The 21,923-nt window shown below is 67.1% G+C and carries 26 protein-coding genes, 4 tRNA genes and 1 pseudogene; 19 read left to right on the top strand and 12 right to left on the bottom strand.

Features of this window, described 5'->3' with window-relative positions:
* The first annotated feature begins 38 nt into the window (after positions 1 to 38).
* From ACZYYX_RS13630 to ACZYYX_RS13620, 3 genes and pseudogenes are all read left to right on the top strand, one after another.
* Complete coding sequence (locus ACZYYX_RS13630; RefSeq protein WP_463815056.1) at positions 39 to 455, top strand: hypothetical protein; 417 nt, start codon at positions 39 to 41, stop codon at positions 453 to 455.
* A 226-nt stretch (positions 456 to 681) separates the two neighbouring features.
* Positions 682 to 1,062, top strand: coding sequence for a hypothetical protein (locus ACZYYX_RS13625; RefSeq protein ID WP_463815055.1), 381 nt, complete (start codon positions 682 to 684; stop codon positions 1,060 to 1,062).
* 169 nt (positions 1,063 to 1,231) lie between these two features.
* Positions 1,232 to 1,400: pseudogene (locus tag ACZYYX_RS13620) on the top strand (IS256 family transposase); the annotation flags it as partial.
* A gap of 341 nt (positions 1,401 to 1,741) precedes the next feature.
* On the opposite strand, the gene ACZYYX_RS13615 reads toward ACZYYX_RS13620, so the two are convergent.
* The 3 genes from ACZYYX_RS13615 to ACZYYX_RS13605 all read right to left on the bottom strand — a co-directional run bounded on the left by ACZYYX_RS13615 (position 1,742) and on the right by ACZYYX_RS13605 (position 2,043).
* Positions 1,742 to 1,815: transfer RNA gene (locus ACZYYX_RS13615), tRNA-Phe, on the bottom strand.
* Between the two features lie 47 nt (positions 1,816 to 1,862).
* Positions 1,863 to 1,936, bottom strand: a tRNA-Asp gene (locus ACZYYX_RS13610).
* Between the two features lie 34 nt (positions 1,937 to 1,970).
* A tRNA-Glu gene (locus tag ACZYYX_RS13605) sits at positions 1,971 to 2,043 on the bottom strand.
* A 125-nt stretch (positions 2,044 to 2,168) separates the two neighbouring features.
* Between ACZYYX_RS13605 and ACZYYX_RS13600 the strand changes: the two genes are divergently transcribed.
* Positions 2,169 to 2,244: transfer RNA gene (locus ACZYYX_RS13600), tRNA-Lys, on the top strand.
* Between the two features lie 2 nt (positions 2,245 to 2,246).
* Here the strand turns inward: ACZYYX_RS13600 and ACZYYX_RS13595 are convergent.
* Complete coding sequence (locus ACZYYX_RS13595; RefSeq protein WP_463815054.1) at positions 2,247 to 3,146, bottom strand: serine/threonine-protein kinase; 900 nt, start codon at positions 3,144 to 3,146, stop codon at positions 2,247 to 2,249.
* A gap of 76 nt (positions 3,147 to 3,222) precedes the next feature.
* Here ACZYYX_RS13595 and ACZYYX_RS13590 point away from each other — a divergent pair, with 76 nt between their 5' ends.
* On the top strand, positions 3,223 to 3,534 hold the full coding sequence (locus ACZYYX_RS13590) for a DUF2510 domain-containing protein (RefSeq protein ID WP_463815053.1): 312 nt from the start codon (positions 3,223 to 3,225) through the stop codon (positions 3,532 to 3,534).
* Here the strand turns inward: ACZYYX_RS13590 and ACZYYX_RS13585 are convergent.
* Positions 3,500 to 4,150, bottom strand: coding sequence for a L,D-transpeptidase family protein (locus ACZYYX_RS13585; RefSeq protein WP_463815052.1), 651 nt, complete (start codon positions 4,148 to 4,150; stop codon positions 3,500 to 3,502). The genes ACZYYX_RS13590 and ACZYYX_RS13585 overlap by 35 nt on opposite strands.
* Before the next feature lie 20 nt (positions 4,151 to 4,170).
* Complete coding sequence (locus ACZYYX_RS13580) at positions 4,171 to 5,184, bottom strand: oxygenase MpaB family protein (RefSeq protein ID WP_463815051.1); 1,014 nt, start codon at positions 5,182 to 5,184, stop codon at positions 4,171 to 4,173.
* 58 nt (positions 5,185 to 5,242) lie between these two features.
* Here ACZYYX_RS13580 and ACZYYX_RS13575 point away from each other — a divergent pair, with 58 nt between their 5' ends.
* From ACZYYX_RS13575 to phoU, 5 genes are all read left to right on the top strand, one after another.
* Complete coding sequence (locus ACZYYX_RS13575) at positions 5,243 to 5,824, top strand: TetR/AcrR family transcriptional regulator (protein ID WP_463815050.1); 582 nt, start codon at positions 5,243 to 5,245, stop codon at positions 5,822 to 5,824.
* A gap of 98 nt (positions 5,825 to 5,922) precedes the next feature.
* A complete protein-coding gene (locus tag ACZYYX_RS13570; RefSeq protein ID WP_463815049.1) occupies positions 5,923 to 6,930 on the top strand; it encodes an acyl-ACP desaturase in 1,008 nt (335 codons plus the stop codon).
* The gene (gene dusB, locus ACZYYX_RS13565; RefSeq protein WP_463815787.1) at positions 6,918 to 8,093 is read left to right on the top strand and encodes a tRNA dihydrouridine synthase DusB; all 1,176 of its coding nucleotides are present in this window, start codon (positions 6,918 to 6,920) and stop codon (positions 8,091 to 8,093) included. Before ACZYYX_RS13570 ends, dusB begins: the two co-directional genes overlap by 13 nt.
* Positions 8,094 to 8,319: 226 nt before the next feature.
* Positions 8,320 to 10,305, top strand: coding sequence for an LCP family protein (locus tag ACZYYX_RS13560; RefSeq protein WP_463815048.1), 1,986 nt, complete (start codon positions 8,320 to 8,322; stop codon positions 10,303 to 10,305).
* A 72-nt stretch (positions 10,306 to 10,377) separates the two neighbouring features.
* The gene (phoU, locus tag ACZYYX_RS13555; protein WP_463815047.1) at positions 10,378 to 11,046 is read left to right on the top strand and encodes a phosphate signaling complex protein PhoU; all 669 of its coding nucleotides are present in this window, start codon (positions 10,378 to 10,380) and stop codon (positions 11,044 to 11,046) included.
* 115 nt (positions 11,047 to 11,161) lie between these two features.
* Here phoU and pstB read toward each other — a convergent pair whose 3' ends face one another.
* From pstB to ACZYYX_RS13525, 6 genes are all read right to left on the bottom strand, one after another.
* Positions 11,162 to 11,938, bottom strand: a complete 777-nt coding sequence (gene pstB / locus ACZYYX_RS13550; protein WP_463815046.1) for a phosphate ABC transporter ATP-binding protein PstB — start codon at positions 11,936 to 11,938, stop codon at positions 11,162 to 11,164.
* 11 nt (positions 11,939 to 11,949) lie between these two features.
* Positions 11,950 to 12,867, bottom strand: coding sequence for a phosphate ABC transporter permease PstA (pstA, locus tag ACZYYX_RS13545; protein ID WP_463815045.1), 918 nt, complete (start codon positions 12,865 to 12,867; stop codon positions 11,950 to 11,952).
* A complete protein-coding gene (gene pstC / locus ACZYYX_RS13540) occupies positions 12,864 to 13,940 on the bottom strand; it encodes a phosphate ABC transporter permease subunit PstC (RefSeq protein WP_463815044.1) in 1,077 nt (358 codons plus the stop codon). The genes pstA and pstC overlap by 4 nt, the downstream gene beginning before the upstream one ends.
* A gap of 55 nt (positions 13,941 to 13,995) precedes the next feature.
* Positions 13,996 to 15,129 (bottom strand): phosphate ABC transporter substrate-binding protein PstS, encoded by a 1,134-nt coding sequence (pstS, locus tag ACZYYX_RS13535; RefSeq protein WP_463815043.1) that lies wholly within the window; start codon positions 15,127 to 15,129, stop codon positions 13,996 to 13,998.
* A gap of 128 nt (positions 15,130 to 15,257) precedes the next feature.
* A complete protein-coding gene (gene mshD / locus ACZYYX_RS13530; protein ID WP_463815042.1) occupies positions 15,258 to 16,166 on the bottom strand; it encodes a mycothiol synthase in 909 nt (302 codons plus the stop codon).
* Complete coding sequence (locus ACZYYX_RS13525; protein ID WP_463815041.1) at positions 16,163 to 16,969, bottom strand: winged helix-turn-helix transcriptional regulator; 807 nt, start codon at positions 16,967 to 16,969, stop codon at positions 16,163 to 16,165. Before ACZYYX_RS13525 ends, mshD begins: the two co-directional genes overlap by 4 nt.
* A gap of 169 nt (positions 16,970 to 17,138) precedes the next feature.
* On the opposite strand from ACZYYX_RS13525, the gene lmeA reads away from it, so the two are divergent.
* The 9 genes from lmeA (at position 17,139) to ACZYYX_RS13480 (ending at position 21,749) form a co-directional block, all read left to right on the top strand.
* On the top strand, positions 17,139 to 17,951 hold the full coding sequence (lmeA, locus tag ACZYYX_RS13520) for a mannan chain length control protein LmeA (protein ID WP_463815040.1): 813 nt from the start codon (positions 17,139 to 17,141) through the stop codon (positions 17,949 to 17,951).
* Positions 17,948 to 18,370: a thioredoxin family protein gene (locus ACZYYX_RS13515; protein WP_463815039.1), complete on the top strand. Its 423-nt coding sequence runs from the start codon at positions 17,948 to 17,950 to the stop codon at positions 18,368 to 18,370. Before lmeA ends, ACZYYX_RS13515 begins: the two co-directional genes overlap by 4 nt.
* 29 nt (positions 18,371 to 18,399) lie before the next feature.
* The gene (locus ACZYYX_RS13510) at positions 18,400 to 18,492 is read left to right on the top strand and encodes an Ms5788A family Cys-rich leader peptide (protein WP_463815038.1); all 93 of its coding nucleotides are present in this window, start codon (positions 18,400 to 18,402) and stop codon (positions 18,490 to 18,492) included.
* A gap of 84 nt (positions 18,493 to 18,576) precedes the next feature.
* Positions 18,577 to 19,050 carry a DUF4395 domain-containing protein gene (locus ACZYYX_RS13505; RefSeq protein WP_463815037.1) on the top strand — a complete coding sequence of 158 codons (474 nt, stop codon included), beginning with the start codon at positions 18,577 to 18,579 and terminating at the stop codon, positions 19,048 to 19,050.
* A 17-nt stretch (positions 19,051 to 19,067) separates the two neighbouring features.
* Positions 19,068 to 19,901, top strand: a complete 834-nt coding sequence (locus ACZYYX_RS13500; protein WP_463815036.1) for a sulfurtransferase — start codon at positions 19,068 to 19,070, stop codon at positions 19,899 to 19,901.
* 1 nt (position 19,902) lies between these two features.
* On the top strand, positions 19,903 to 20,205 hold the full coding sequence (locus ACZYYX_RS13495) for a DUF1416 domain-containing protein (protein WP_335332926.1): 303 nt from the start codon (positions 19,903 to 19,905) through the stop codon (positions 20,203 to 20,205).
* 188 nt (positions 20,206 to 20,393) lie between these two features.
* Positions 20,394 to 20,714: a DUF732 domain-containing protein gene (locus tag ACZYYX_RS13490; RefSeq protein ID WP_463815035.1), complete on the top strand. Its 321-nt coding sequence runs from the start codon at positions 20,394 to 20,396 to the stop codon at positions 20,712 to 20,714.
* A gap of 133 nt (positions 20,715 to 20,847) precedes the next feature.
* Entirely contained in the window at positions 20,848 to 21,477 is a 630-nt protein-coding gene (locus tag ACZYYX_RS13485; protein ID WP_463815034.1) for a heme-binding beta-barrel domain-containing protein, read from the top strand.
* Positions 21,477 to 21,749, top strand: a complete 273-nt coding sequence (locus tag ACZYYX_RS13480) for a hypothetical protein (RefSeq protein WP_463815033.1) — start codon at positions 21,477 to 21,479, stop codon at positions 21,747 to 21,749. Before ACZYYX_RS13485 ends, ACZYYX_RS13480 begins: the two co-directional genes overlap by 1 nt.
* The last annotated feature ends 174 nt before the right edge of the window (positions 21,750 to 21,923 follow it).

The following is a 21,923-nucleotide window of genomic DNA, read 5'->3' as shown; positions in this document are numbered from 1 at the left end:
CCACCAATGGCGACACTTCACTGCAGAAAGGACAAGCTATGTCAGAGAAATGGGGCATCTCCAGAATCGGCACGCCGATGCTCGAAGTCGGTGAAACCCTCCAGGAGGTTGTCATTCGACTTCAGATCCTGCCCCTACCCCCCTTTGCCTGGACGGATTGCTTCCTCCAGACCGTTCGCGGGCATCAAGTCACCATAATCGGAACAGAGAACCACCCTGACAAGATTGAGGCGGTCGCACGCCCTGCCGAAATCGAGGAAGTCCTCAGAACAATCGACTCCGCGATTGATAACGCGAACAAATACGTCGAGAAGGTGGTGCATGCGCGGCGCCGAACGGACGACGGCGTTACGAAGGGCACGGCCGATGACCGGCGGAATCTGCAGACACAGCTTGACCAACTCGCGGACAGACTGGCCAAGCCCGCATACGCCGACACCGCCGCCTCCGAGTGAGCGCAGCCGCCGCCGGCGGTCCACAACGACCACGACCCGGAGCCCGTTACGCGAGGTCCAGTCGAAAGTAACTTGGCGAGAACAATTTCGCCTTCAGATCGCGTCGGGGTGAACGCCGGACCATCGTCGCGCTGGTCGTTCGATGTGGGTCCAGTTCGCGCGGAGACGAACAACGTGCTGGTTTACATAGCCGCGTTCGCGAACCGATCCTCGGGACAGCTGCGATGTGGATGACGCCGAAGGCGCCCCCCACGGCGCGGCGCGGCCGGCGATGCTGACCGCCGAGCAGGTCGCGGCGGCTCCGGTAGACGAGGTCTTCAGTTGGCTGGATAGTTCCGCGCAGGGGTCGTCCAGCGCGCAGGCGTCTGAGCGGCTGAAGTACTACGGTCCAGCCACGGCTGTTGTCTCGTACTTCCTGGGACAGCGTGCAGGCCATCATCATCGGCGTGATCTTGGCCCCAGTATCGGTCTCGGCTTTGTCAGTGAATTCCGCGCCGAAAAGCAGCCGCGGCGCTGCACACCAGTGTTCGCCACACCGCGACCGTGCGCCGCGACGGCGCGTTCGCCGCACTCGACGTCACCGAACTCGTTCCCGGCGATGGCCTAACCGCAAAGCCGCAGCGAACCCGCGGCCGCGCACATCGTATCCACCGAAGGGCCGCACGCTTCAGTCACCCCGGCGCCGTCACTGCAAGCACCTGAACGATCGAAAAAGGACTGTGGATCTAGCGATGTTTTCGGCCTAACACGCTGAGCGATGCTCGAGAAAGGTCGCCGTGATGACGACACGGGATGATGTGACCAAGAGGAAGGCTGAGCAGCAGGCTGCGGTCGAGCTGGTCCGGCTGGCACAAGGACAGGGCCTGGCGCTGACAGGGCCTGTACGGGTTGCTCAAGCACCTCACCAAGACGGTCTTGGAGACTGCGCTCAACGAGGAGATGACCGTCCCAGAAACGTTCGTCAAGGACGCGGGAGCGACCCTTTTCCTTCTGGTCGGCCTTCCGGGATGGGGCCGTCCGGAACGAGAGGCGATCCCGAGAAAAGCCGGCGCCGCCGCGGCATTGACCCTTGATGGCCGGTTTCTGTACTGCCGACCTGACCTGAGCATTCGGCCGACGGGCGTCAACCGCGCTGCTGGCGACACCACCACATCATTGTCGGCCATCGTCGGACCCTCCACCGCCGCGAGATCTGGCCCTATGTTGGCCCTATAGGCACTGCACGGATCGACTCAGGGTCAAGGCGAAGTGGGGAGTGAAGTCGTCTGAACTTCACAAACTTTGAGTGGCCAGGGCCGGGATCGAACCGGCGACCTTCCGCTTTTCAGGCGGACGCTCGTACCAACTGAGCTACCTGGCCGGAAGGCGCCGGTCTCTCGACCGGGCCAGCCTCACGCCGCAATATTGCGACCCTGACGGGACTCGAACCCGCGACCTCCGCCGTGACAGGGCGGCGCGCTAACCAACTGCGCCACAGGGCCTTACTTGTGCAACCCGACCAACTCGCGTTGCGCGTACCCCCAACGGGATTCGAACCCGTGCTACCGCCGTGAAAGGGCGGCGTCCTAGGCCACTAGACGATGGGGGCCAAGTCCGAATTCCTCCGGGGTACTCACAACCAAGTTCGTTGGGAGCTTCGATAGCTTAGGGTACCGGCACCCGGATCTTCAAACGGCCACCCCCGCAGTATCCTTTTGCAGGCACACACGCCACGCCCCTATAGCTCAGTCGGTAGAGCTACGGACTTTTAATCCGCAGGTCCCAGGTTCGAGCCCTGGTGGGGGCACCACGTCACCCGGCGATCAGCACCAGCGCCGCCACCAGCACCGCGAGCACTGCCGCCGCTCCCGCGAGCAGCGCCACGACGCGCTGCGACGCGTGCGCCGCCCCGTCCAGACAGGCCCGCATCTGCTCGGCCGTCGCGAAGCGCCACCGCGGGTCCGGAGACATCGCGCGCTCGATGGTGGCCACCAACGCGGGATCGAGATCGGGCCGCAGCACCGACAGCGGTGTGATCGCCCCGGCTGCGATCGCATCGGCCAACCCGGTCAGCGTCTCCTGGGGGTAGGCCCGGCGGCCGGTGAGCGCCTCGTAGGCCACGACTCCGAGCGCGTACAGGTCGTCGCCGGGCACTGCGGGCCGACCCGCGATCCGGTCCGCCGGCATGTAGGCCATCGTCCCGAAGACCCGGTTGGTCAGCGTCTGCGGCGTATCTGCACTCTTGGCCACCCCGAAGTCGGCGACTTTCACGGTTCCGAACCATGTGTAGAGCAGGTTGGCCGGCTTGATGTCGCGGTGCAGGACACCGCTTCGGTGCGCGGCGCCGAGCGCGTCGAGGACGTCGCGGAGGATGCCCCGGACGTGCTGCGCCGGCATCGGACCCCCGCGGGCCAGCGCATCGGCCACGCTGCGCCCCGGCAGGCGCTCCAGAACGATGTAGTGCCGGCCGCGGTGGACACCGGTGTCGTGCACGGCGACGACGTGAGGATGGTCGACGACGGCCGCTGCGCGGGCCTCGGTGGCGAATCGACGGCGGGTGTCGGGCTGCTCGCTCACCGACGGATACAGGAGCTTGATCGCCACCGGACGGCCCAGCCGCAGGTCCCAGGCATCGCGCACTTCGGCCATGCCACCACGGCCGAGAATGCCTCGCAGCTCGTAGCGACCGCCCAGAACCTCCGGCGCGTGCATGCTTTTCAAGCTAGCCGGTACGGCGCCGACGCAAACCTGACGCGGCCGCGACGAGCCCCTCGTAGGATCGGCGTCGATGCTCACCCCACGATCGCAGCGGCCCTGGTTCCGGCGCCATCCCGTGCTGACGATGTCGGCTGCCGCACTGGCCCTCTGGTGGTTGTGGCTGGGGTGGTACCCCGCGGTGATTTTCGTCACCGGCGCGGTGTTCCTCGTCGCGATGCGCCGCCGCAAGAAGGCGGCCGTCATCCGTGACGCCGGGTTGCGCGCCCGCGCCGACTACGAACACCAGTTGACGCTGGCCGGCGATCCGCATGGCATCTACGGCCGCTTCCCGCCCGCCCACTGGGCCGTCATGCCGGTGCGGGCGCTCCCACCGCGATGGTGATCTCCGGGTGCTGCGCGGGGTCGAGCCACTGCAGTACCGACCGCATCTGATCACGGCCGATCGCGACGCAGCCCCACGTCGGCTCACCGTCGGTGACGTGCAGGAAGATGCCCGCGGAGCGGCCGGGCACACGCTCCGGGTTGTGGTCGATCAGCACCGCGTAGTCGTAGATCTCCCCGGAGTCGTAAAGGTTTTCCGCGTCCTCGGAGTCGATCTCGGCGGCGTGTACGTGGGTGTTGTACGTCGGCGAATCCACGTCCTCGTCCCACCAGTCCTCGTCGGTCGCCACGAAGTACGGCATGCGGGTGCCGGGGTTCTCGCTGCGCCCGAACGCCTGCCCGAGCGGGAACGTGCCCACCGGGGTCCGGAACACGTCGTCTGCCGGGGCGCCGACCCCGAGCCGGCCGAGATCGGCAGGCGTGGGGCCCAGCACCACGCGCCAGCGTCCGTCGACCCGCTCGTAGGTCGTCAGCTCCCCGACGGGCGAATCCGGTTCCGGCGCGCTGACGACGATGCGCTGCGCCGACGCGTCGCCGGGGGGTCCGGCTGCGGCACCGCCGGCGGTGCCGGTCGCCAGGATCATCAGCAGCGGAGCGACCGTCAGTTTGCCCAGCACACCGTCGAACGTACGCGCGCTCAGACCTTCGGGCAGTAGAAGTGCGGGTCGTCGCGGTACTCGACCGGCGGAAGGTTGCGCGCCGGCGTCTCCACCAGCGGCGCGTCGACGGGCAGGCGGCCACGCGCGCGATCCCACGCCGAGCGTTTACGCGGGTGCATCAACATCCGCTTCGGCATCAGCCGGGTGCTCAGGTAGACCGCGCGACCGAAGAGTCTGTGCAGCCGCTCCTGCCGGGGCGACCACGAGTACCCCATCAACTCGCGCACCGGCGGGTCGTAGAGGCCGACCGTCGCGAAGTTGAAGAACCGCTGCATCACGGCGATGTTGAGCCGCCACAGCCCGTCCGGCAGCCAGTCGAGCGACGGGTGCTTGGGCATCGTCGAGAGGTCCATCACCTCGCGGGAAGCCCAGTTGTCCTCCAACACGTTGCGGCACATGTGGTCCCAGTACCGCTCGAAGTCCTCCCAGCTTGCGGGCACCGGCCGCATGCTCATGCCGTACATCCGGTACCAGGTGACGTGCTCGTCGAAGAGCTGACGCTTCTGCGCGTCGGTCAGTCCGCCGCCGACCCATTCGGCCGCCAGCAGCGTGGACTTGAAGAACGTGGCGTGCGCCCAGTAGAAGACGTCAGGGTTCAGCGCGCTGTACCGCCGGCCCTGCTCGTCGACGCCCTTGATGCCGATGTGGTAATCGCGGACCTCCGCCCCGGTGCGCGGCGCCCGGTCTCCGTCGAAGACCACCCCGCCGATGGGGTACACCGACCGGAACAGCCGGGGCATGCGCTCGAGGAAGAAGATCGAGTGCTGCGCCACCGCGGCGCCGAGCTGCGGATGCATGTTCTGCATGGAGCCCGCCCACGGGCCCTGCAGCATGCCCGTCCACTGCCCGAAGTACTTCCACGTCAGCGAGTCGGGGCCCAGTGCTGCAGGCAGGTCGTCGTAGCCGCCGGTGACCGGGCAGCCGGTGGCGACCGGTGTGTCGGCAGCGGACTCGCTGGTCACCGGGCAAGTGGCGGACGTATCTTGAGTCACTGTTCGCGCTACCCCAATTCTGACTACATGCGTTGTCAAAACGGAGTCTAGGAGGACCGTGTCGTCCGGTCAACGGCGGGGCAGATGGTCGGGCGTTCCCGTACGGGAGCGCCCCGCGCTGCGCCGCGACGATCTGATCGCCGCCGGCATCGAGCTGCTGGGCAGCCCGGGCGGTCCGAACCTCACGGTGCGGGCTGCATGCCGCGCCGCGGGACTGACCGAGCGCTACTTCTACGAGAGCTTCACCGATCGGGACGACTACGTCGCCGCGGTGTACGACGAGGTCGGCAGCGCGGCGATGGCGACGCTGGCGAAATCGGAGAGCATGCGGGACGCGGTCGAGCGATTCGTCGCGATGATGGTCGACGATCCGGCGCGGGGCCGCGTCCTGCTGCTCGCCCCGGAAGCCGAGCCGGTGCTGGCCCGCTCGGGAGCGCGGTGGATGCCGAACTTCATCGAGCTGCTGCAGCAGAACCTGACCCGCATCACGGACCCGACCACCCAGGCGATGGTTGCCACCGGGCTGATCGGGGCACTCACTGCTCTGTTCACCGCGTACCTGGACGGCCGTCTCTCCGCCACGCGGGAGCAGTTCATCGACCATTGCGCGGAGCTGCTGCTGCAGGCCGCCACGCGCTGAATCGCTGCGCGTGTGAGCTCCGGCGCGGCGACTTGAATGTCACCGGCGTACACAGATATATTGAGTGCAACTACGAGGTACAGATAATCGGAGGTGTCATGGCCAAGGATCTGACAGATCTGCAGCTGCTGACCGAACTGGAGCCCGTCGTCGAGCCCCTGGTCAACCGGCACATGAAGATGAAGAAGGACTGGAACCCCCACGACTTCATCCCGTGGTCCGACGGCAAGAACTACTACGCCCTCGGCGGCCAGGACTGGGACATCGAACAGTCGAAGCTCTCCGAAGTGGCGCGGGTCGCGATGCTGACGAACCTGCTCACCGAGGACAACCTGCCGTCTTATCACCGCGAGATCGCGATGAACTTCAGCATGGACGGGCCGTGGGGCTTCTGGGTCAACCGGTGGACCGCTGAGGAGAACCGGCACGGCATCGCGCTGCGCGACTACCTCGTCGTCACCCGCAACGTCGACCCCGTCGAGCTGGAGATGCTGCGCGTCGAGCAGATGACCCGCGGCTTCTCCCCCGGCCAGAACCAGCAGGGCGGTCTCGAGCTGTTCGCCGAGAGCCTGTTCGACTCGGTCATCTACGTGACGTTCCAGGAGCTCGCCACCCGCGTCTCGCACCGCAACACCGGCAAGGCCTGCGACGACCCGATCGCCGATCAGCTGCTGCAGCGCGTCTCCGCCGACGAGAACCTGCACATGATCTTCTACCGCGACGTCTCCGAAGCCGGCTTCGAGATCGCCCCCGACCAGGCGATGAAGTCGCTGCACAAGGTGCTGCGCAACTTCAAGATGCCCGGATACACGATCCCCGACTTCCGCCGGCGCGCGGTCACCATTGCCTCCGGCGGTGTCTACGACCCGCGTATCCACCTCGAGGACATCGTGATGCCGGTGCTCAAGAAGTGGCGCATCTTCGAGCGTGAGGACTTCAACGGCGAGAGCGCCAAGATGCGTGACGATCTCGGCCTTCTCGTCGAGGAACTGCAGGAGGCCGTCGACAAGTTCGAGGTCGCCAAACAGCGTCGCGAGGAGCGGCTGCGTCAGATGGCGGAGAAGAAGGCCGCCAAGGCTCAGCTGGTGGGATCATCGACGTCGTAGCACCCAACTCGTCCCGAGCGGCCCGGTCCCTGCGGATCGGGCCGTTCGACCTTCGCAGCCCGGTCGTCCTCGCCCCGATGGCTGGGGTGACCAACGTCGCCTTCCGGACGCTCTGCCGAGAACTCGAGCTCGCCCGCGCCGGCACCGTCAGCGGACTGTACGTCTGCGAGATGGTGACCGCCCGCGCGCTCGTCGAGCGGCATCCGGTCACGATGCACATGACCACATTCGCGCCCGCGGAATCGCCGCGGTCGCTGCAGCTCTACACCGTCGACCCGGTCAACACCTATGCCGCGGCCAAGATGATCGTCGACGAGAACCTCGCCGACCACATCGACATGAACTTCGGCTGCCCGGTCCCCAAGGTGACCCGCCGCGGCGGCGGCGCCGCCCTGCCCTACAAGCGGCGGCTGTTCGGTCAGATCGTCGCAGCCGCGGTCAAAGCCACCGAAGGCACCGACGTTCCCGTCACCGTCAAGTTCCGCATCGGCATCGACGACGAGCACCACACCCACCTCGATGCCGGGCGGATCGCCGCCGAGGAGGGCGCTGCAGCCGTCGCGCTGCACGCCCGCACAGCCGCGCAGCGCTACTCCGGGACCGCCGACTGGGAACAGATCACCGCGCTCAAAGCGCACGTCACCGGTATTCCGGTGCTCGGAAACGGTGATATCTTCGACGCTCGTGACGCGCTGGCCATGATGGCCGCGACAGGCTGCGACGGTGTCGTGATCGGCCGGGGCTGCCTGGGGCGGCCATGGCTGTTCGCCGAGTTGTCCGCCGCCTTCAACGACGAGACACCGGCGACCCCGCCCACCCTGGGCGAGGTGGCGTCGATCATTCGTCGACACGGCGAGCTGCTCGCTGCGCACTTCGGAGAGGACAAAGGGATGCGCGACATGCGCAAACACGTGGCGTGGTATCTGCACGGGTTCCCCGCGGGAGCCGACCTGCGCCGGTCGTTGGCGCTGGTCAAGACCATCGCCGAGCTGGACGACCTGCTCGGCGAGCTCGATCCCGACGTGCCCTTCCCCGCCGCCGCAAATGGCCCGCGCGGGCGCCAGGGGTCGGCGGCATCGGTGTCACTGCCGCAGAACTGGCTCGACGATCCCGACGACTGCGCGGTCCCCATCGGCGCCGACGTGATGCATTCAGGCGGCTGACCGGCTGCTTGACATGTGTCTCGAGTGGATATCGATCGTCGGCTGACGCCCTCCGTCGGCTAGCTCTCTCTCAGGATGTCTCAGTACGATGAGATGCCAATGTGCCCGGCCCCGAACACGGGGGCGGGACCAGTGTGTATTGAGTTGGGGATGGCGCTCACCCGAGGTGTGTGTCGCCGCCATCGAGACGCCCGCGGAGCAGTGGGAGCTGAAAGGCCGGTAGACGATGAGTGACGGTGATCACGCCACTCCCGGCCGCCCGGATTCCGACGATCCCGACCGCGACAACGAATGGCTTACCCGATCGTCGCGGCCCGCACCAGGCGCCGCGCCGTGGGAGCGCGGAACCGATCCCGCTGACGAGGACACCGCGACCCCTCGCCGGGACGACGAATCCGCGCCGATCACCGTCGCCGACCTGATCGCCAAGATCCACGGCGAAGACGCGCCGATCCCGGAGCCCACCCGCCGCCACCGCGCCGAGCCAGAGGCCGAGCCGGAACCCGAGCCGGAGCCGGAACTCGAACCCGAGCCCTACCCCGCCGACGAGTTCGACACCACGATCCTGCCCGCCCTGGACCCCAGGCCCTCGGAGCTGCCGAACCTGACGGCCACACCGGCGGCGGCGCCCGAGGACCCGACGGCAGACCGGCCACGGCACAACCGCAGCGTCATCGCCGGGCGGGTCGTCGCAGCGCTGGTCGCGGTGCTGGCCCTGGTGCTGACGGGCGGCGCCTGGCAGTGGCAGTCGTCCAAGAACAACCTGCTCAACCGGGTCTCGGCGCTCGACCCGGACTCCCGCGACATCGTCGACCCCAATGCGCAGTTCGGCGACGAGAATTTCCTGATCGTCGGCACCGACACGCGCATCGGCGACAACAGCGAGATGGGCGCAGGCACCACCGAAGACGCTGCCGGGGCCCGCTCGGACACGGTGATGCTGGTCAACATCCCGGCGAACCGTAAGCGCGTGGTCGCGGTGTCCTTCCCCCGCGACCTGAAGATCGAACCGATGAAGTGCGAGGTCTGGAATCCCGAGACCCGCCAGTACGGGCCGATCTACGACGAGGACACCGAATCCTGGGGTCCCGAAGAGGCGTACACCGAATACAAGCTGAACTCCGCATTCGCCGTCGGCGGACCCAAATGCCTGGTGAAGGTCATCCAGAAGCTGTCGGGTCTGCACGTCAACCGGTTCATGGCCGTCGACTTCGCCGGCTTCTCCAAGATGGTCGACGCGCTCGGCGGTGTCGAGGTGTGCAGTTCGACGCCGATCGAGGACTACGAGCTGGGCACGGTGCTGGCCACCGCGGGCCGCCAAGTCGTCGACGGGCACACGGCCCTGAACTACGTGCGAGCCCGGCAGGTGACCACCGAGACCAACGGTGACTACGGGCGCATCAAACGCCAGCAGCGGTTCCTGTCGTCGTTGCTGCGGTCGCTGATCTCCAAGGACACGTTCTTCTCCTTGTCGAAGCTCAACAACGTCGTGAACATGTTCATCAACGACAGTTACGTCGACAACCTCGACACCAAGGACCTGGTCGACCTCGGTCAGTCCGTGCAGGGCGTCAACGCGGGCCGGATCACGTTCGTCACCGTGCCGACGGTCGGCTACCCCGACGAGTACGGCAACGAGATCCCCCGCACCGATGACATGCGCGCGTTGTTCGACGCCATCATCAACGACGACCCGCTGCCCGAGGAACGCAACGCCGACAACACCCCGGTCCCCGGCGCTCCAGCGTCGCCGACCAACGGCGCACCCGCAGCGCCGGCGCCGACGGATGGCGAGGTCGTCGAGGCCGTGGCGACCAACCCCGCCGACGTGACCGTGCGGGTGTCGAACTCGACCTCCGAAACCGGTCTGGCCTCCGACGCCGCGGACGCGCTGCGGACCCACGGCTTCGTCATCACCGATCCCGACGACTATCCCGGCCCGCTCGACCACACCACCGTGTTCTTCTCCCCCGGTAACGAGGAGGCGGCTGCGACCGTGGCATCGTCGTTCCCCGACCCGACGATCGAGCGATCCAGCGGACTCGGCGACGTCGTACAGGTCGTCCTGGGCAAGGACTACTCGTCTGTCGGCGCGCCGATTCCCAGCGGCGCCACCGTCAAGGTGCACGTACTGCGCGGGTCCAAGAACACCGCCAGCGCGCTGCCCGAGGACCTGACCGTGACCAACGCCGCGGACACATCCTGCGAATAGCAGGCGGCATTCACCTGGCGTTCACCCCGCGGCTCGTGACGATCTGTGCAGGTAACCCGTAGGCTTTTGGTCATGCGTACCGCTTACCACGAGCAGCTCGAAGGCCTCAGCGCCCAGCTCGGCGAGATGTGCGGACTCGCGGGTGCTGCCATGGAGCGCGCCACGCAAGCCCTGCTGCAAGCCGACCTCGCCCTCGCCGAGCAGGTGATCACCGACCACGAACAAATCGTCTCGATGAGCGTGCGAGCCGAGGAGAGCGCGTTCGTGCTGCTGGCGCTGCAAGCCCCGGTCGCCGGCGACCTTCGCGCGATCGTCAGCTCGATCCAGATCGTGGCCGACGTCGACCGGATGGGTGCGCTGGCCCTCCACGTCGCCAAGATCGCCCGGCGCCGTCATCCTCAGCACGCGCTGCCCGAAGAGGTCAACGGCTACTTCGCCGAAATGGGCCGCGTCGCAGTCGAACTCGGCCAGAGCGCCCGAGAGGTGTTGGTATCGCGTGATCCGGAGAAGGCGGCGCGCATCCGCGAAGAGGACGACGCGATGGACGACCTGCATCGTCACCTGTTCACCGTGCTGATGGACCGCGAATGGCGCTACGGCGTGGCCGCGGCGGTCGACGTGACACTGTTGGGCCGCTTCTACGAGCGCTTCGCCGACCACGCCGTGGAGATCGCACGCCGCGTCATCTTCCAGGTGACGGGGCAGTCGCCCGACGAAGCGGAGCTGCCGGCCTCCCGCTGAGGCCCCGCGCGAGTACTCCCCGCGAGCAGACGCAAAATCGCCCCATTTCGCGAGAGATGGGGCGATTTCGTGTCTGTTGGCCGGGTCTGCTGACGGGAGGAGGCCCCGGCAAGCCTCAGCCGAAGCGGCCGGAGATGTAGTCCTCGGTCGCCTTCTGCGTCGGATTCGAGAAGATCTTCTCGGTGTCGTCGATCTCGATGAGCTTGCCCGGCTTGCCCGTCGCCTCGAGGTTGAAGAACGCCGTCTGATCGCTCACGCGGGCGGCCTGCTGCATGTTGTGGGTGACGATCACGATCGTGAAGTCCTGCTTCAGCTCGGCGATGAGGTCCTCGATCGCCAGCGTCGAGATCGGGTCCAGCGCGGAGCACGGCTCGTCCATCAGCAGCACGTCGGGCTGCACGGCGATCGCCCGGGCGATGCAGAGCCGCTGCTGCTGCCCGCCGGAGAGCCCGCCGCCGGGCTTGTCCAGCCGGTCCTTCACCTCGGTCCACAGGTTCGCGCCCTTGAGGGAGCGCTCAGCCACCTCGTCGAGGGTCTTCTTGTTGCGCACGCCCTGCAACTTGAGTCCCGCCACCACGTTGTCACGAATCGACATGGTGGGGAACGGATTCGGCCGCTGGAACACCATGCCGATGGTCTTGCGCACACCGACCGGGTCGACGCCGGCGCCGTAGATGTCCTCACCGTCGAGCAGGACCGAGCCTTCGACGCGCGCGCCCGGGATGACTTCGTGCATCCGGTTGAGCGTGCGCAGCACCGTCGACTTGCCACAGCCCGAGGGTCCGATGAACGCCGTGACGCTGCGCGGCGGCACCGACATCGACACGTCGGCGACGGCGTGGAAGGCGCCGTAGTAGATGTTGACGTCTTTCAGATCGAGACGCTTGGCCACGGTGTTGTCTCCTAGACCTTCTTGGGGGAAAAGAACTTGGCGATGAATCGAGCGCCGACGTTGAGCAGCGCGATGACGATGATCAACGTCAACGCCGCGCCCCACATTCGGTCGGTGGGAACCGGATTGGCGCCGGCCCCGGCGGAGGTCTGGTCGTACATCATGCCGGGCAGCGACCCCATGAACCCGCTGAACATGTCGAAGTTGATGGCCTGCGAGTAGCCCACCAGGATCAGCAGCGGAGCCGTCTCACCCATCACGCGGGCCAGGGACAGCAGGATGCCGGTGACGATCCCCGACATCGCAGTCGGGATCACGATGGCCGCGATCGTCTTCCATTTCGGCACGCCCAGTGCGTAACTCGCCTCGCGGAGATCCATCGGGACGATGCGCAGCATCTCCTCGGTGGAGCGCACGATGACCGGAATCATCAACAGCACCAAGGCAAGCGACACGGCGATACCCGACCGCTCGAACCCCAACGTCGCCACCCACAGCGCGTAGATGAACAGCGCCGCGACGATCGACGGCACACCGGTGAGGATGTCGACCATGAACGTGGTGAGCTTGCCCAATCTGGTGCCGCCGCCGTACTCGACGAGATAGATACCGACGAACACGCCGATCGGGATCGAGATCACCGCGCACACCGCGGCCTGCAGGAGGCTGCCGACGATCGCGTGATAGGCGCCGCCGCCGGCGGCGAACGCTGTCATGCCCGCCTGGGAGTTCATCCACCACGTGCTGGAGGTGATCACGCCGATCCCCTTGGCCACCACGGTGTAGAGCACCCAGAGCAGCGGCACCAGGGCCACGACGACCGAGGCCGTCACCAGGACGGTCGCCACGGTGTTGGTGACCTTGCGGCGTGTGCTGACGCCCTGGAACGTCGGAGCTTTGACGGGGCGGTCCAGCGTCGGCGAACTCATGATGCAGACCGGTCCTTTCCGGAGACCGCGGCGCGGGCCAGCGAATTCACCACGAAGGTCAGGATGAACAGCACGAGGCCGGCCGCGATGTAGGCGCCCGCCTTGTACTGGTCGTTGAATTCCGATGCGGCAGCGGCGATCTTGCTGGCGAACGTGTAGCCGGCATCGAACAGCGTCCAGCCGAACTCGGACTGTGTGCCGCGCAGGATGATCAGCAGGGCGATCGTCTCACCGAGCGCGCGACCCAGGCCGAGCATCGCGCCGCTGATGTATCCCGACATCCCGAACGGAAGCACGGTGGTGCGCACCACCTCCCAGCGCGTCGCGCCGAGTGCCAGCGCCGCCTCGATCTGTCCGCGCGGCGTCTGGACGAACACCTCGCGCGTGACAGCGGTGATGATCGGAAGGATCATCACCCCCAACACGATTCCGGCGGTGAAGATCGTGCCGCCGCCGGCGACCGAGGCGTTGCCCGTCCCGAACAGGAAGAACCAAGCCCCGACGTTTTCGTTGAGCCACAACGCGACCGGCCTGATCACCGGCGCGAGCACGTAGAGGCCCCACACGCCGTAGATGATCGACGGCACCGCGGCGAGCAGATCCACCATGTAGGCGAGCGGACCGACCACCCGCTTGGGCGCGTAGTTCGTCAGATAAATCGCGATACCCAACGCGATCGGCATGGCCAGGACCAGTGCGAACACCGACACGAACACGGTGACCTGCAACAGGTCCAGGATGCCGAACTGCATGGCCGAGGTGTCGGTGGTGATCCAGTTCCCGCCGTACAGGAAGAAGTTCTGCTCGTTGCGCGCCAGCGCGGGGATCGCCCGCCAGAGCAGGAAGAACCCGATCGCGGCGATGATCGCGACGATCAGAACGCCTGAGCCCTCGGCCAGTCCGCGGAAGATCCGGTCGCCCAGGCGCACCACGCCGTTGCGCGAAGGGTCAGTGGAGATCGGCGTCGGCTCGGGGTGGGGTGCGGCCAGGGCCTCACCCGACCCCGCGCCCGTCGGATTGGGGATAGTCACAGAAGTTCCGTCAGAACCCTTCTCGATACTGTTGAACGTCATCGGTGTCTGGCACCCATCCTCGCCTCGAACTCGTTACCGCGCCAGCGAACAGGGGTTACTTGATGGCGTCGATGGACGTCAGCAGCCGCTCCTTGAACTGCTCGGGCAGCGGCACGTAGCCGGCGCTCGACAGTCCGCCCTGGCCGTCGTTGGCGGCCACGGTCAAAAACGACTTGACCGCCGCAGAGGTGTCCGCGTCGTACCCGGCCGAGCAGACGATCTCGTAGGTGGCCAGCACCAGCGGGTAGGCCCCGGCTTCCTTGGTCCCGTACAGCGAGTTCAGGTCGAGGGTCAGGTCGTTGCCCTCGGCGGCGAACTTCGCGGCGTCGATCGCCTTGCCTGCGGTCTCGTCGGTCAGCTCGACCGCGCCGGCACCGGTGTCGATCTGGGCGTACTTCAGCCCCGCCTGCTGGGCGAAGCCCTTCTCGACGTAGCCGATCGAGCCGGGCGTGGCCTGCACGGCCTGCGTGACGCCCGCGGACTTCGAGGCGCCCTCACCGGCGCCGCCCTGGAACTCGCTGCCGGCGTCCTTGGTCCAGGACTCGGGTGCGGCGGCCTTCAGGTACTTCTGGAAGTTGTCGGTGGTGCCCGAGGAGTCGGAGCGGTAGATCGGGGTGATCGCGGTGTCCGGCAGGGTCGCACCGCTGTTCAGCGCCGCGATCGCCGGGTCGTTCCACTTGGTGATCTGGCCCTGGAAGATCTTGGCCAGGGTGTCGCCGTTGAGCACCAGCTTGTCGACGCCGTCGAGGTTGTAGGCCATCGCGATGGGCCCGAACACCAGGGGCAGGTTCCACGCCGGGTTGCCACCGCAGCGCTGCGCGGCAGCGGCGATCTGGTCGCCCGAGAGCGCCGAATCCGAACCGGCGAAGTCGACGGTCTTGGCGATGAACTGCTCACGGCCCGCGCCGGAACCGGTCGGGTTGTAGGACAGGTTCTTGCCCTGGCACTTCTGGCCCCAGACCTGATTGAACAGGGCGACGGCATTCTGCTGAGCGGTCGAACCTTCGGCGGTCAGTGAGTTCTTGCCACCGCAGTCGGCGGGGGCTGAGCTGCTTCCCGACGCGGTCTGCGAGCCCGAGCCTGCCGCCGGCGCGTTGTTGTCGCTGCCGCATCCGGCGAGGGTGATCGCGGCGACCGCCGCGACCGAGACCGTCGTGCCGAACGTCTTGCCGATGCTCCTGCGCTTCACTGATCCCACTTTCGTCATCCACGTGTGTCGGCGGCCGGTGCGGCTCCGAGCTCACTCGGGAAGCTATGCGGCGGTAGTTGACGCATTGGGGATGACGAGTGAACGAGAGGTGAACAGGTACAGCGATTTCACAGGTGATCGGCCGTGCGGCGGCTGTAGGCCGCATCGACGATTGCGACCTCGAAACCCAATCGTCGGTAGGTCTTCACCGCGGCGGTGTTGTCCGATTCGACGTAGAGCATCACCTCGGCGTCGCGGCCGGGGACGGCCAGTCGGTCGGCGAGGTGGTGCAGGCCGGTGAGGGTGAGCGCGGCGCCCAGGCCGCGGCCCTGCGCGGACGGGTCGACGCCCACCACGTACACCTCCCCCAAAGTGTCGGAATGTGTTTTGGTCCAATGGAATCCGAGAAGTTCACCACTGGTCTCGTCGTAGGCCAGGAACAGCCCAGCCGGGTCGAACCAGGATTCGGTCCGCCGTTCGGCGATGTCGGCGTCGGTCCAGCCGCCCTGTTCGGGGTGCCAGGCGAACGCGGCGTTGTTCACCCGCAGGAGGTCGGCGTCGTCGGCCGGGCCGGAGTAGGTGGTGATCCGCACGCCTTCCGGCGCTGGCGTCGGGGGCAGGTCGGCCAGGCTCCGTCGCATCTGCCACAGCTCGCGCACCACGACGAGGTCGAGAGCGTGGGCGGTGGCTCGGGCCGGCGCGAGGTTGCCGTGGGCCCAGATGCGGGTGTCTTCCCCGCCGGCGGGCAGGCCGACGTCGATCATCTCCGTGCCGATACCGCGCCGCCGGGCCTCGGGGTGCACGACGAGCTCGGCCATCGCCGGAGCGTCGTCGCCGGCGGGCGCCAGATTGAGATAACCCTGCACACCGCCGGCGTCCTCGGCGAGCAGGTGCCGGGTGCGATCGTGGGCCAGTTCGCGGAGGACCTGATCACCGACGGGGGCGATCCCGTCGTGCTGCGCAGCCGCGGAGATGAGATCGCGGACGAGGTGCTGTTGGTGGTCGGAGAGCCGCTCGCGCCAGCCGACCGTCGTCACGTTCTGCGCAGAGCGTCGGCGGGCGCTCCGGGGACGTCGGCGTGATCCAGACCGTCCATGTCGGTGACGTCCTCGTCGTAGGGGTCTTCGTCCATGTCCTCAGCCAGGTCGGCATCCGCGGCCGGGGGACGCCCCCGGGCGGGGCGGACGGCCTTGTAGCCGACGTTGCGCACCGTGCCGATCAGCGACTCGTACTCGGTGCCCAGCTTGGCGCGCAGGCGTCGGACGTGCACGTCGACCGTGCGGGTGCCGCCGAAGAAGTCGTAGCCCCACACTTCCTGCAGCAACTGCGCCCGGGTGAACACCCTGCCCGCGTGCTGAGCGAGGTACTTCAGCAGCTCGAATTCCTTGTAGGTGAGGTCGAGCGGGCGACCACGCAAGCGGGCCGTGTACGTCCCCTCGTCGATCACCAGTTCCCCGAGGCTGATCTTGCCCACGTTCTCCTGGTTGGCCATCCCGCCTCGGCGGCCGACGAGCAGCCGCAACCGGGCATCGATCTCTGCGGGGCCGGTGCTGGGCAGCAGGATCTCGTCCAAGCCCCACTCCACGTTGACGGCGACGAGGCCGCCTTCGTTGACGACGGCGACGACGGGAACGGCCGTTCCGGTGGTGCCGAGGAGCCGGCACAGGCCGCGCGCGGCAGCCAGGTCGGTGCGGGCGTCGACGATCGCCACATCCGCGGTTCCGGCTTCCAGCAAAGACGACACTTCGGTGGGCGCCGTCCGCACATTGTGCGCCAGAAGCGACAACGAGGGCAGGACGGATTCGGGATGCGGGTCAACAGTCAGTAGTAGTAGGTCCAACTGTCCCCTCCAGCGCCGTGGAGATCATCTGAGACCTCGCCGGTACGCCTTTGTCGCGCGGTGACTTCCCAGATTCATGTCTGACATACGTCCGTTACTCGGCCGATGGTTTCCTAACGATAGCGTGCCACCTGCTCTTAAGCCGCGCCGAACGGGAGACGGCGATGTCGTGGGCAACAATGTCGGCGTGCGCAGGTTCGTCGTCGGTGCCATCGCCACGCTGGTCGTGGTCCTCCTCGGTGCGCTCGGAGCAGATTTCGGAACCGCGATCTATGCCGAATACCGCCTGGCCAGAAGCGTGCGCACGGCTGCAGACCTCCAGTGGGACCCCTCCGTGGCGATCCTCGGCTTCCCTTTCCTGACCCAGGCGGCCGATCACCACTACAGCGAAGTGGAGATCAAGGCCAGTGGCGTTGATCACGCCGTGGTCGGCAAGGCCTCGCTGGAGGCGACCCTTCATTCGGTGGATCTGGGCGATTCCTGGCTGATCGGCCCGGACGCAACGCTGCCCGTGGGCAAGGTGGAAAGCCGCATCATCATCGACTCCACCCACGTCGGCCGTTTCATGGGAATCCCCGATCTGCTGGTGGAAGCGCCCACCCGGGAGACCAACGATTCGACCGGCGGAACGACCGAGTCCGGCATTTCCAGCAACAAGGGCGTCGTCTTCACCGGCACCCCACGCCAGGCGGGTGTCGACGAGCGCGTGAGCATCGCCGTCGACCTGTCGGTGACCGGACCCGCCAAGACGACGTTGACGGTGACCGCGACCGGAGTGCTGACCGGACCAGGCACAGCCGATCAGGACGTCCCGGCCGACAAGCTGGCGGCGGTGCTGGCCGCGTTCTCCACCGAGCTGCCCGGACAGAAGCTGCCGTTCGGGATCGCGCCGACCAGCGAGGGCGCCCGCGGCTCCGACGTGATCATCGAGGGCATCGCCGAGGGAGTAACGGTGCCCCTTGACGAGTTCAGATTGTCATGAGCTCTTCGTGGATGGCCGTGATCGCGGTGCTGATCGTTGCGATCGGCCTCGCGGTCGTCGTCGGCCGGCTGCTCAACCGGCGCGCGGGCGTGATGACGGCGACCGAGGATGCGCCTGCGGTGGACACCAGCGAGTTGGGTCTTTCGGGCACCGGACCGACGATCGTGCACTTCGGGGCGGTGTGGTGCGGTCCGTGCGCGGGGGTGCGCCGCGTCGTCGACCAGGTGTGCGCGGGACTGCCCGAAGTCGCCCACGTGGAGATCGACATGGACGCCAATCCCGAAGCCGCCCGCCGCCTTTCCGTGCTGTCTCTACCGACGACGTTCGTGTTCGACGCCGAGGGGCGGCAGCGGTATCGGGCGTCCGGCGTGCCGACGGCCGCTGACCTGCGGTCCGCGCTGTTGCCGCTGTTGGCTTGATCACCCTGTCATTCGGTAAGCTGTCAGCCGTGCCATCCCGTTTCGAGCTCCGGCTCACCAAGCGCCGCGCAGTCGATCTGTGCCGCGTCGCGGGTTGTTGCTGTTGTTGTCGTAGCTGCTGAGTAGCTGCGCGGTCCTTCGCGTCGCACTCTCCGGCGGTCTCGTCGCGAGCCGCACCAGCCAGTCCAGACAACAGGAGTATTTCTATGTCGCACGTGTCGAACACCACGCAGAACCGCGTACCGGACCAGGTCGACGTCCGCGGTCCGCGCTTCGTTGCGTGGGTCACCACCGCCGTCCTGGTCGCCACCTTGCTCGTGTCGACCGTCAGCACCACGCTCGCCGCGGCGCTGCTCGCCGCCCAGGCGGTCGCGTTCGCCGTTGGCGCCACGCTCGGTCCGAGGCGGCACCCCTACGGGGCGCTGTTCGCGCGTCTCGTCGCACCGCGCCTGGGACCCGTCACGCAGCGGGAACCGGTCCCTCCGCTGAAGTTCGCCCAAGCGCTTGGCCTGGTATTCGCCGCAGTCGGTGTTGCCGCCTTCGTCGCCGGGCTGCCGACGCTCGGGCTGGTGGCCACCGGGTTCGCCCTGGCCGCAGCATTTCTCAACGCAGCCTTCGGCATCTGCCTTGGCTGCCAGCTCTATCCGTTGTTCCTCCGCCTCATACCCACTCATTCGTAGTCGAAAGGATCTCCTCCATGGCACGCTCCGACGTCCTGGTCACAGCAGACTGGGCCGAGAGCAATCTCGACGCGCCGAACACCGTTTTCGTCGAGGTCGACGAAGACACCAGCGCGTACGACACCGGGCACATCCCGGGCGCGATCCGGCTCGACTGGAAGACTGATCTGCAGGATCCGGTCAAGCGCGACTTCGTCGACCAGCAGCAGTTCTCGAAGCTGTTGTCGGACAAGGGAATCAGCAATGACGACACCGTGGTGCTCTATGGTGGCAACAACAACTGGTTCGCCGCCTACGCCTACTGGTACTTCAAGCTGTACGGCCATGAGGACGTCAAGCTGCTCGACGGCGGCCGCAAGAAGTGGGAGCTCGACGCCCGCCCGCTGTCCACGGACACGGTGACCCGCGAGAGCACCAGCTACACCGCCAAGGAACCGGACACGAGCATCCGCGCGTTCCGTGACGAGGTCATCGCCGCGATCGGCACCAAGAACCTGGTCGACGTGCGCTCTCCTGACGAGTTCTCCGGGAAGATCCTGGCGCCGGCGCACCTGCCGCAGGAGCAGAGCCAGCGTGCCGGGCACATCCCGTCGGCCATCAACGTGCCGTGGAGCAAGGCGGCCAACGAGGACGGCACCTTCAAGTCCGACGAGGACCTGACCAAGCTCTACGCCGACGCCGGCCTGGACGGCGAGAAGGAGACCATCGCCTACTGCCGCATCGGGGAGCGCTCGTCGCACACCTGGTTCGTGCTGCAGGAACTGTTGGGCCACAAGAACGTCAAGAACTACGACGGCAGTTGGACGGAATATGGCTCCCTGGTGGGCGCCCCGATCGAGTTGGGAAGTTGATATGTGCTCTGCACCGAAGCAAGGACTGACGTTGCCCGCGAGCGTCGACCTGGAGAAGGAAACGGTCATCACCGGCCGTGTGGTGGACGGTTCGGGTCAGGCCGTCGGCGGAGCGTTCGTGCGGCTTCTCGACAGCTCTGACGAGTTCACCGCCGAGGTCGTCGCGTCGGCGACCGGTGACTTCCGGTTCTTCGCCGCGCCGGGCACATGGACGCTGCGCGCGCTGTCGAAGGTCGGCAACGGCGATGCGACCGTGGCGCCCTCGGGCGCCGGGATCCACGAGGTCGACGTCAAGGTCGCGTGACGACGTAGGAGTCGCGCCATCAGGCACCGCGTAGATCGTGACGACGGGAGTCGCGCCCCTCGGGGCGCGACTCCCTGGCAAGTCCCTCTTGATCTTGCTGTGAAAGTCCTGCGCGATTAGCTGATGTCGGCGACGATAGGTGCACTGCCCGCGTACCCGCGTAGGCCACCACCTTCGAGGACCCGACAATGAAGATCACCATCGCCTTTGCTGCGGCCGCGGCGTTCGCCTCGGTTGCCTTGATCAGCGCGCCTGCCGCTCTCGCGGATCCCGAAGGCGATTTCCTGACGGTGATCGGCAAGGGCGGCATCACCTGGCCCTCGGACAAGACCCAGCAGGTGCTCGACACCGGCCGCGCGGTCTGTCAGGACTGGGAGAACGGCGCCACGTTCGAGCAAGAAGTCGCCGATCTGACCAGCGTCACCGACTGGTCCGACTATCAGGCCGGTTACTTCGTCGGGGCGGCCACCGGCGCCTTCTGCCCCGAATGGGAGAGCAAGGTCAGCTGATTCCAGCTGACCGCTGAGCGGAAGCTAGACTCTCCCCCGTGGTGCTGTTCTACGAACTTCTGCTCGTCGCGGCCGTCGTGGTGATCACGTGGTTCGCGCTGTATGCGCTGTACCGGCTGATCACCGACGAGTCGTGACCTCTGGCGACGAGGCGGTCGCCGCTGCTGCCGAGCGCGCCCGGCAGACCGCCACGCGCAACATTCCGTCGTTCGGCGACCTTCCGGTACCCGCCGACACGGCCAACCTGCGTGAAGGCGCCGATCTCGACGATCGCCTACTGGCCCTGCTGCCTCTGGTCGGGGTGTGGCGCGGCGAAGGTGAGGGGCGCGGTTCGCACGGCGATTACCGGTTCGGACAGCAGATCGTGGTGTCCCACGACGGCGCCGACTACCTGAACTGGGAAGCGCGCTCCTGGCGGCTGACGGACGACGGCGAGTACGACGGCCAGACGCTGCGGGAGACGGGTTTCTGGCGTTTCGTCGACGATCCCGGCGATCCGGGTGAATCGCAGGCCATCGAGCTGCTGCTGGCGCACTCTGCGGGCTACGTGGAGTTGTTCTACGGCCGGCCGCTCAACCAGTCGTCGTGGGAGCTGGTCACCGACGCGTTGGCGAGGAGCAAGTCCGGGATTCTCGTGGGCGGCGCGAAGCGGCTGTACGGGATCGTCGACGGCGGCGATCTGGCCTATGTCGAAGAGCGGGTCGACGCGGACGGCGGCCTCGTTCCGCATTTGTCCGCCCGCCTGGCTCGGTTCGTCGGTTAGTGCGGCGCGCGACGGCCGCGGCGGTGTGCGCGGCAGGCATGGCCTTGGCGTACTCCACGGCGTGCTCATCCCCTGCCCAGCAGCAGCCCGCCCCGTCGTCGACCACGGTGTCGCCCAGCGTCGGGCATGGGTCGTTGGCGTACTGCCTGAGCCAGCACGGGATGCCGAGCGCACCTGGGCCGATGACCGGCCCGCCGGCCGGTGTGAATCCGGCGACGTGGGAAGCCGCGATGAAGGAGTGTTCGTCGCTGGCCCCGGGTCCAGCCGGCTAGATATCCGGTCCGCGGCTGCACTCGCCTCGTCGCCTACGACAACTTAGTGCACGTCGCGCCGCGTGTGCCGGTTCAGCGCAACCCATTTCGCGGGCTGACACATGACGATGTTCAACCGATCCGCAAGTTGCCTGTTCCCGCGGTCAGCGTGGTCTACCATCCCACGAATGCGGG

It is taken from the genome of Mycobacterium sp. IDUB_1, assembly GCF_055419625.1.
This window is presented reverse-complemented; position numbering and strand designations above follow the sequence as displayed.

What these genes read in the sequence shown, in the direction of transcription:
- ACZYYX_RS13630 (WP_463815056.1), top strand. Translation starts at nt 39, where the DNA reads ATGTCAGAGAAATGGGGCATCTCCAGAATCGGCACGCCGATGCTCGAA.
- ACZYYX_RS13595 (WP_463815054.1), bottom strand. Translation starts at nt 3,146, where the DNA reads ATGCACGCGCCGGAGGTTCTGGGCGGTCGCTACGAGCTGCGAGGCATT.
- ACZYYX_RS13590 (WP_463815053.1), top strand. Translation starts at nt 3,223, where the DNA reads ATGCTCACCCCACGATCGCAGCGGCCCTGGTTCCGGCGCCATCCCGTG.
- ACZYYX_RS13570 (WP_463815049.1), top strand. Translation starts at nt 5,923, where the DNA reads ATGGCCAAGGATCTGACAGATCTGCAGCTGCTGACCGAACTGGAGCCC.
- ACZYYX_RS13560 (WP_463815048.1), top strand. Translation starts at nt 8,320, where the DNA reads ATGAGTGACGGTGATCACGCCACTCCCGGCCGCCCGGATTCCGACGAT.
- phoU (WP_463815047.1), top strand. Translation starts at nt 10,378, where the DNA reads ATGCGTACCGCTTACCACGAGCAGCTCGAAGGCCTCAGCGCCCAGCTC.
- pstA (WP_463815045.1), bottom strand. Translation starts at nt 12,867, where the DNA reads ATGAGTTCGCCGACGCTGGACCGCCCCGTCAAAGCTCCGACGTTCCAG.
- pstC (WP_463815044.1), bottom strand. Translation starts at nt 13,940, where the DNA reads ATGACGTTCAACAGTATCGAGAAGGGTTCTGACGGAACTTCTGTGACT.
- ACZYYX_RS13515 (WP_463815039.1), top strand. Translation starts at nt 17,948, where the DNA reads ATGAGCTCTTCGTGGATGGCCGTGATCGCGGTGCTGATCGTTGCGATC.
- ACZYYX_RS13505 (WP_463815037.1), top strand. Translation starts at nt 18,577, where the DNA reads ATGTCGCACGTGTCGAACACCACGCAGAACCGCGTACCGGACCAGGTC.
- ACZYYX_RS13500 (WP_463815036.1), top strand. Translation starts at nt 19,068, where the DNA reads ATGGCACGCTCCGACGTCCTGGTCACAGCAGACTGGGCCGAGAGCAAT.
- ACZYYX_RS13495 (WP_335332926.1), top strand. Translation starts at nt 19,903, where the DNA reads ATGTGCTCTGCACCGAAGCAAGGACTGACGTTGCCCGCGAGCGTCGAC.
- ACZYYX_RS13490 (WP_463815035.1), top strand. Translation starts at nt 20,394, where the DNA reads ATGAAGATCACCATCGCCTTTGCTGCGGCCGCGGCGTTCGCCTCGGTT.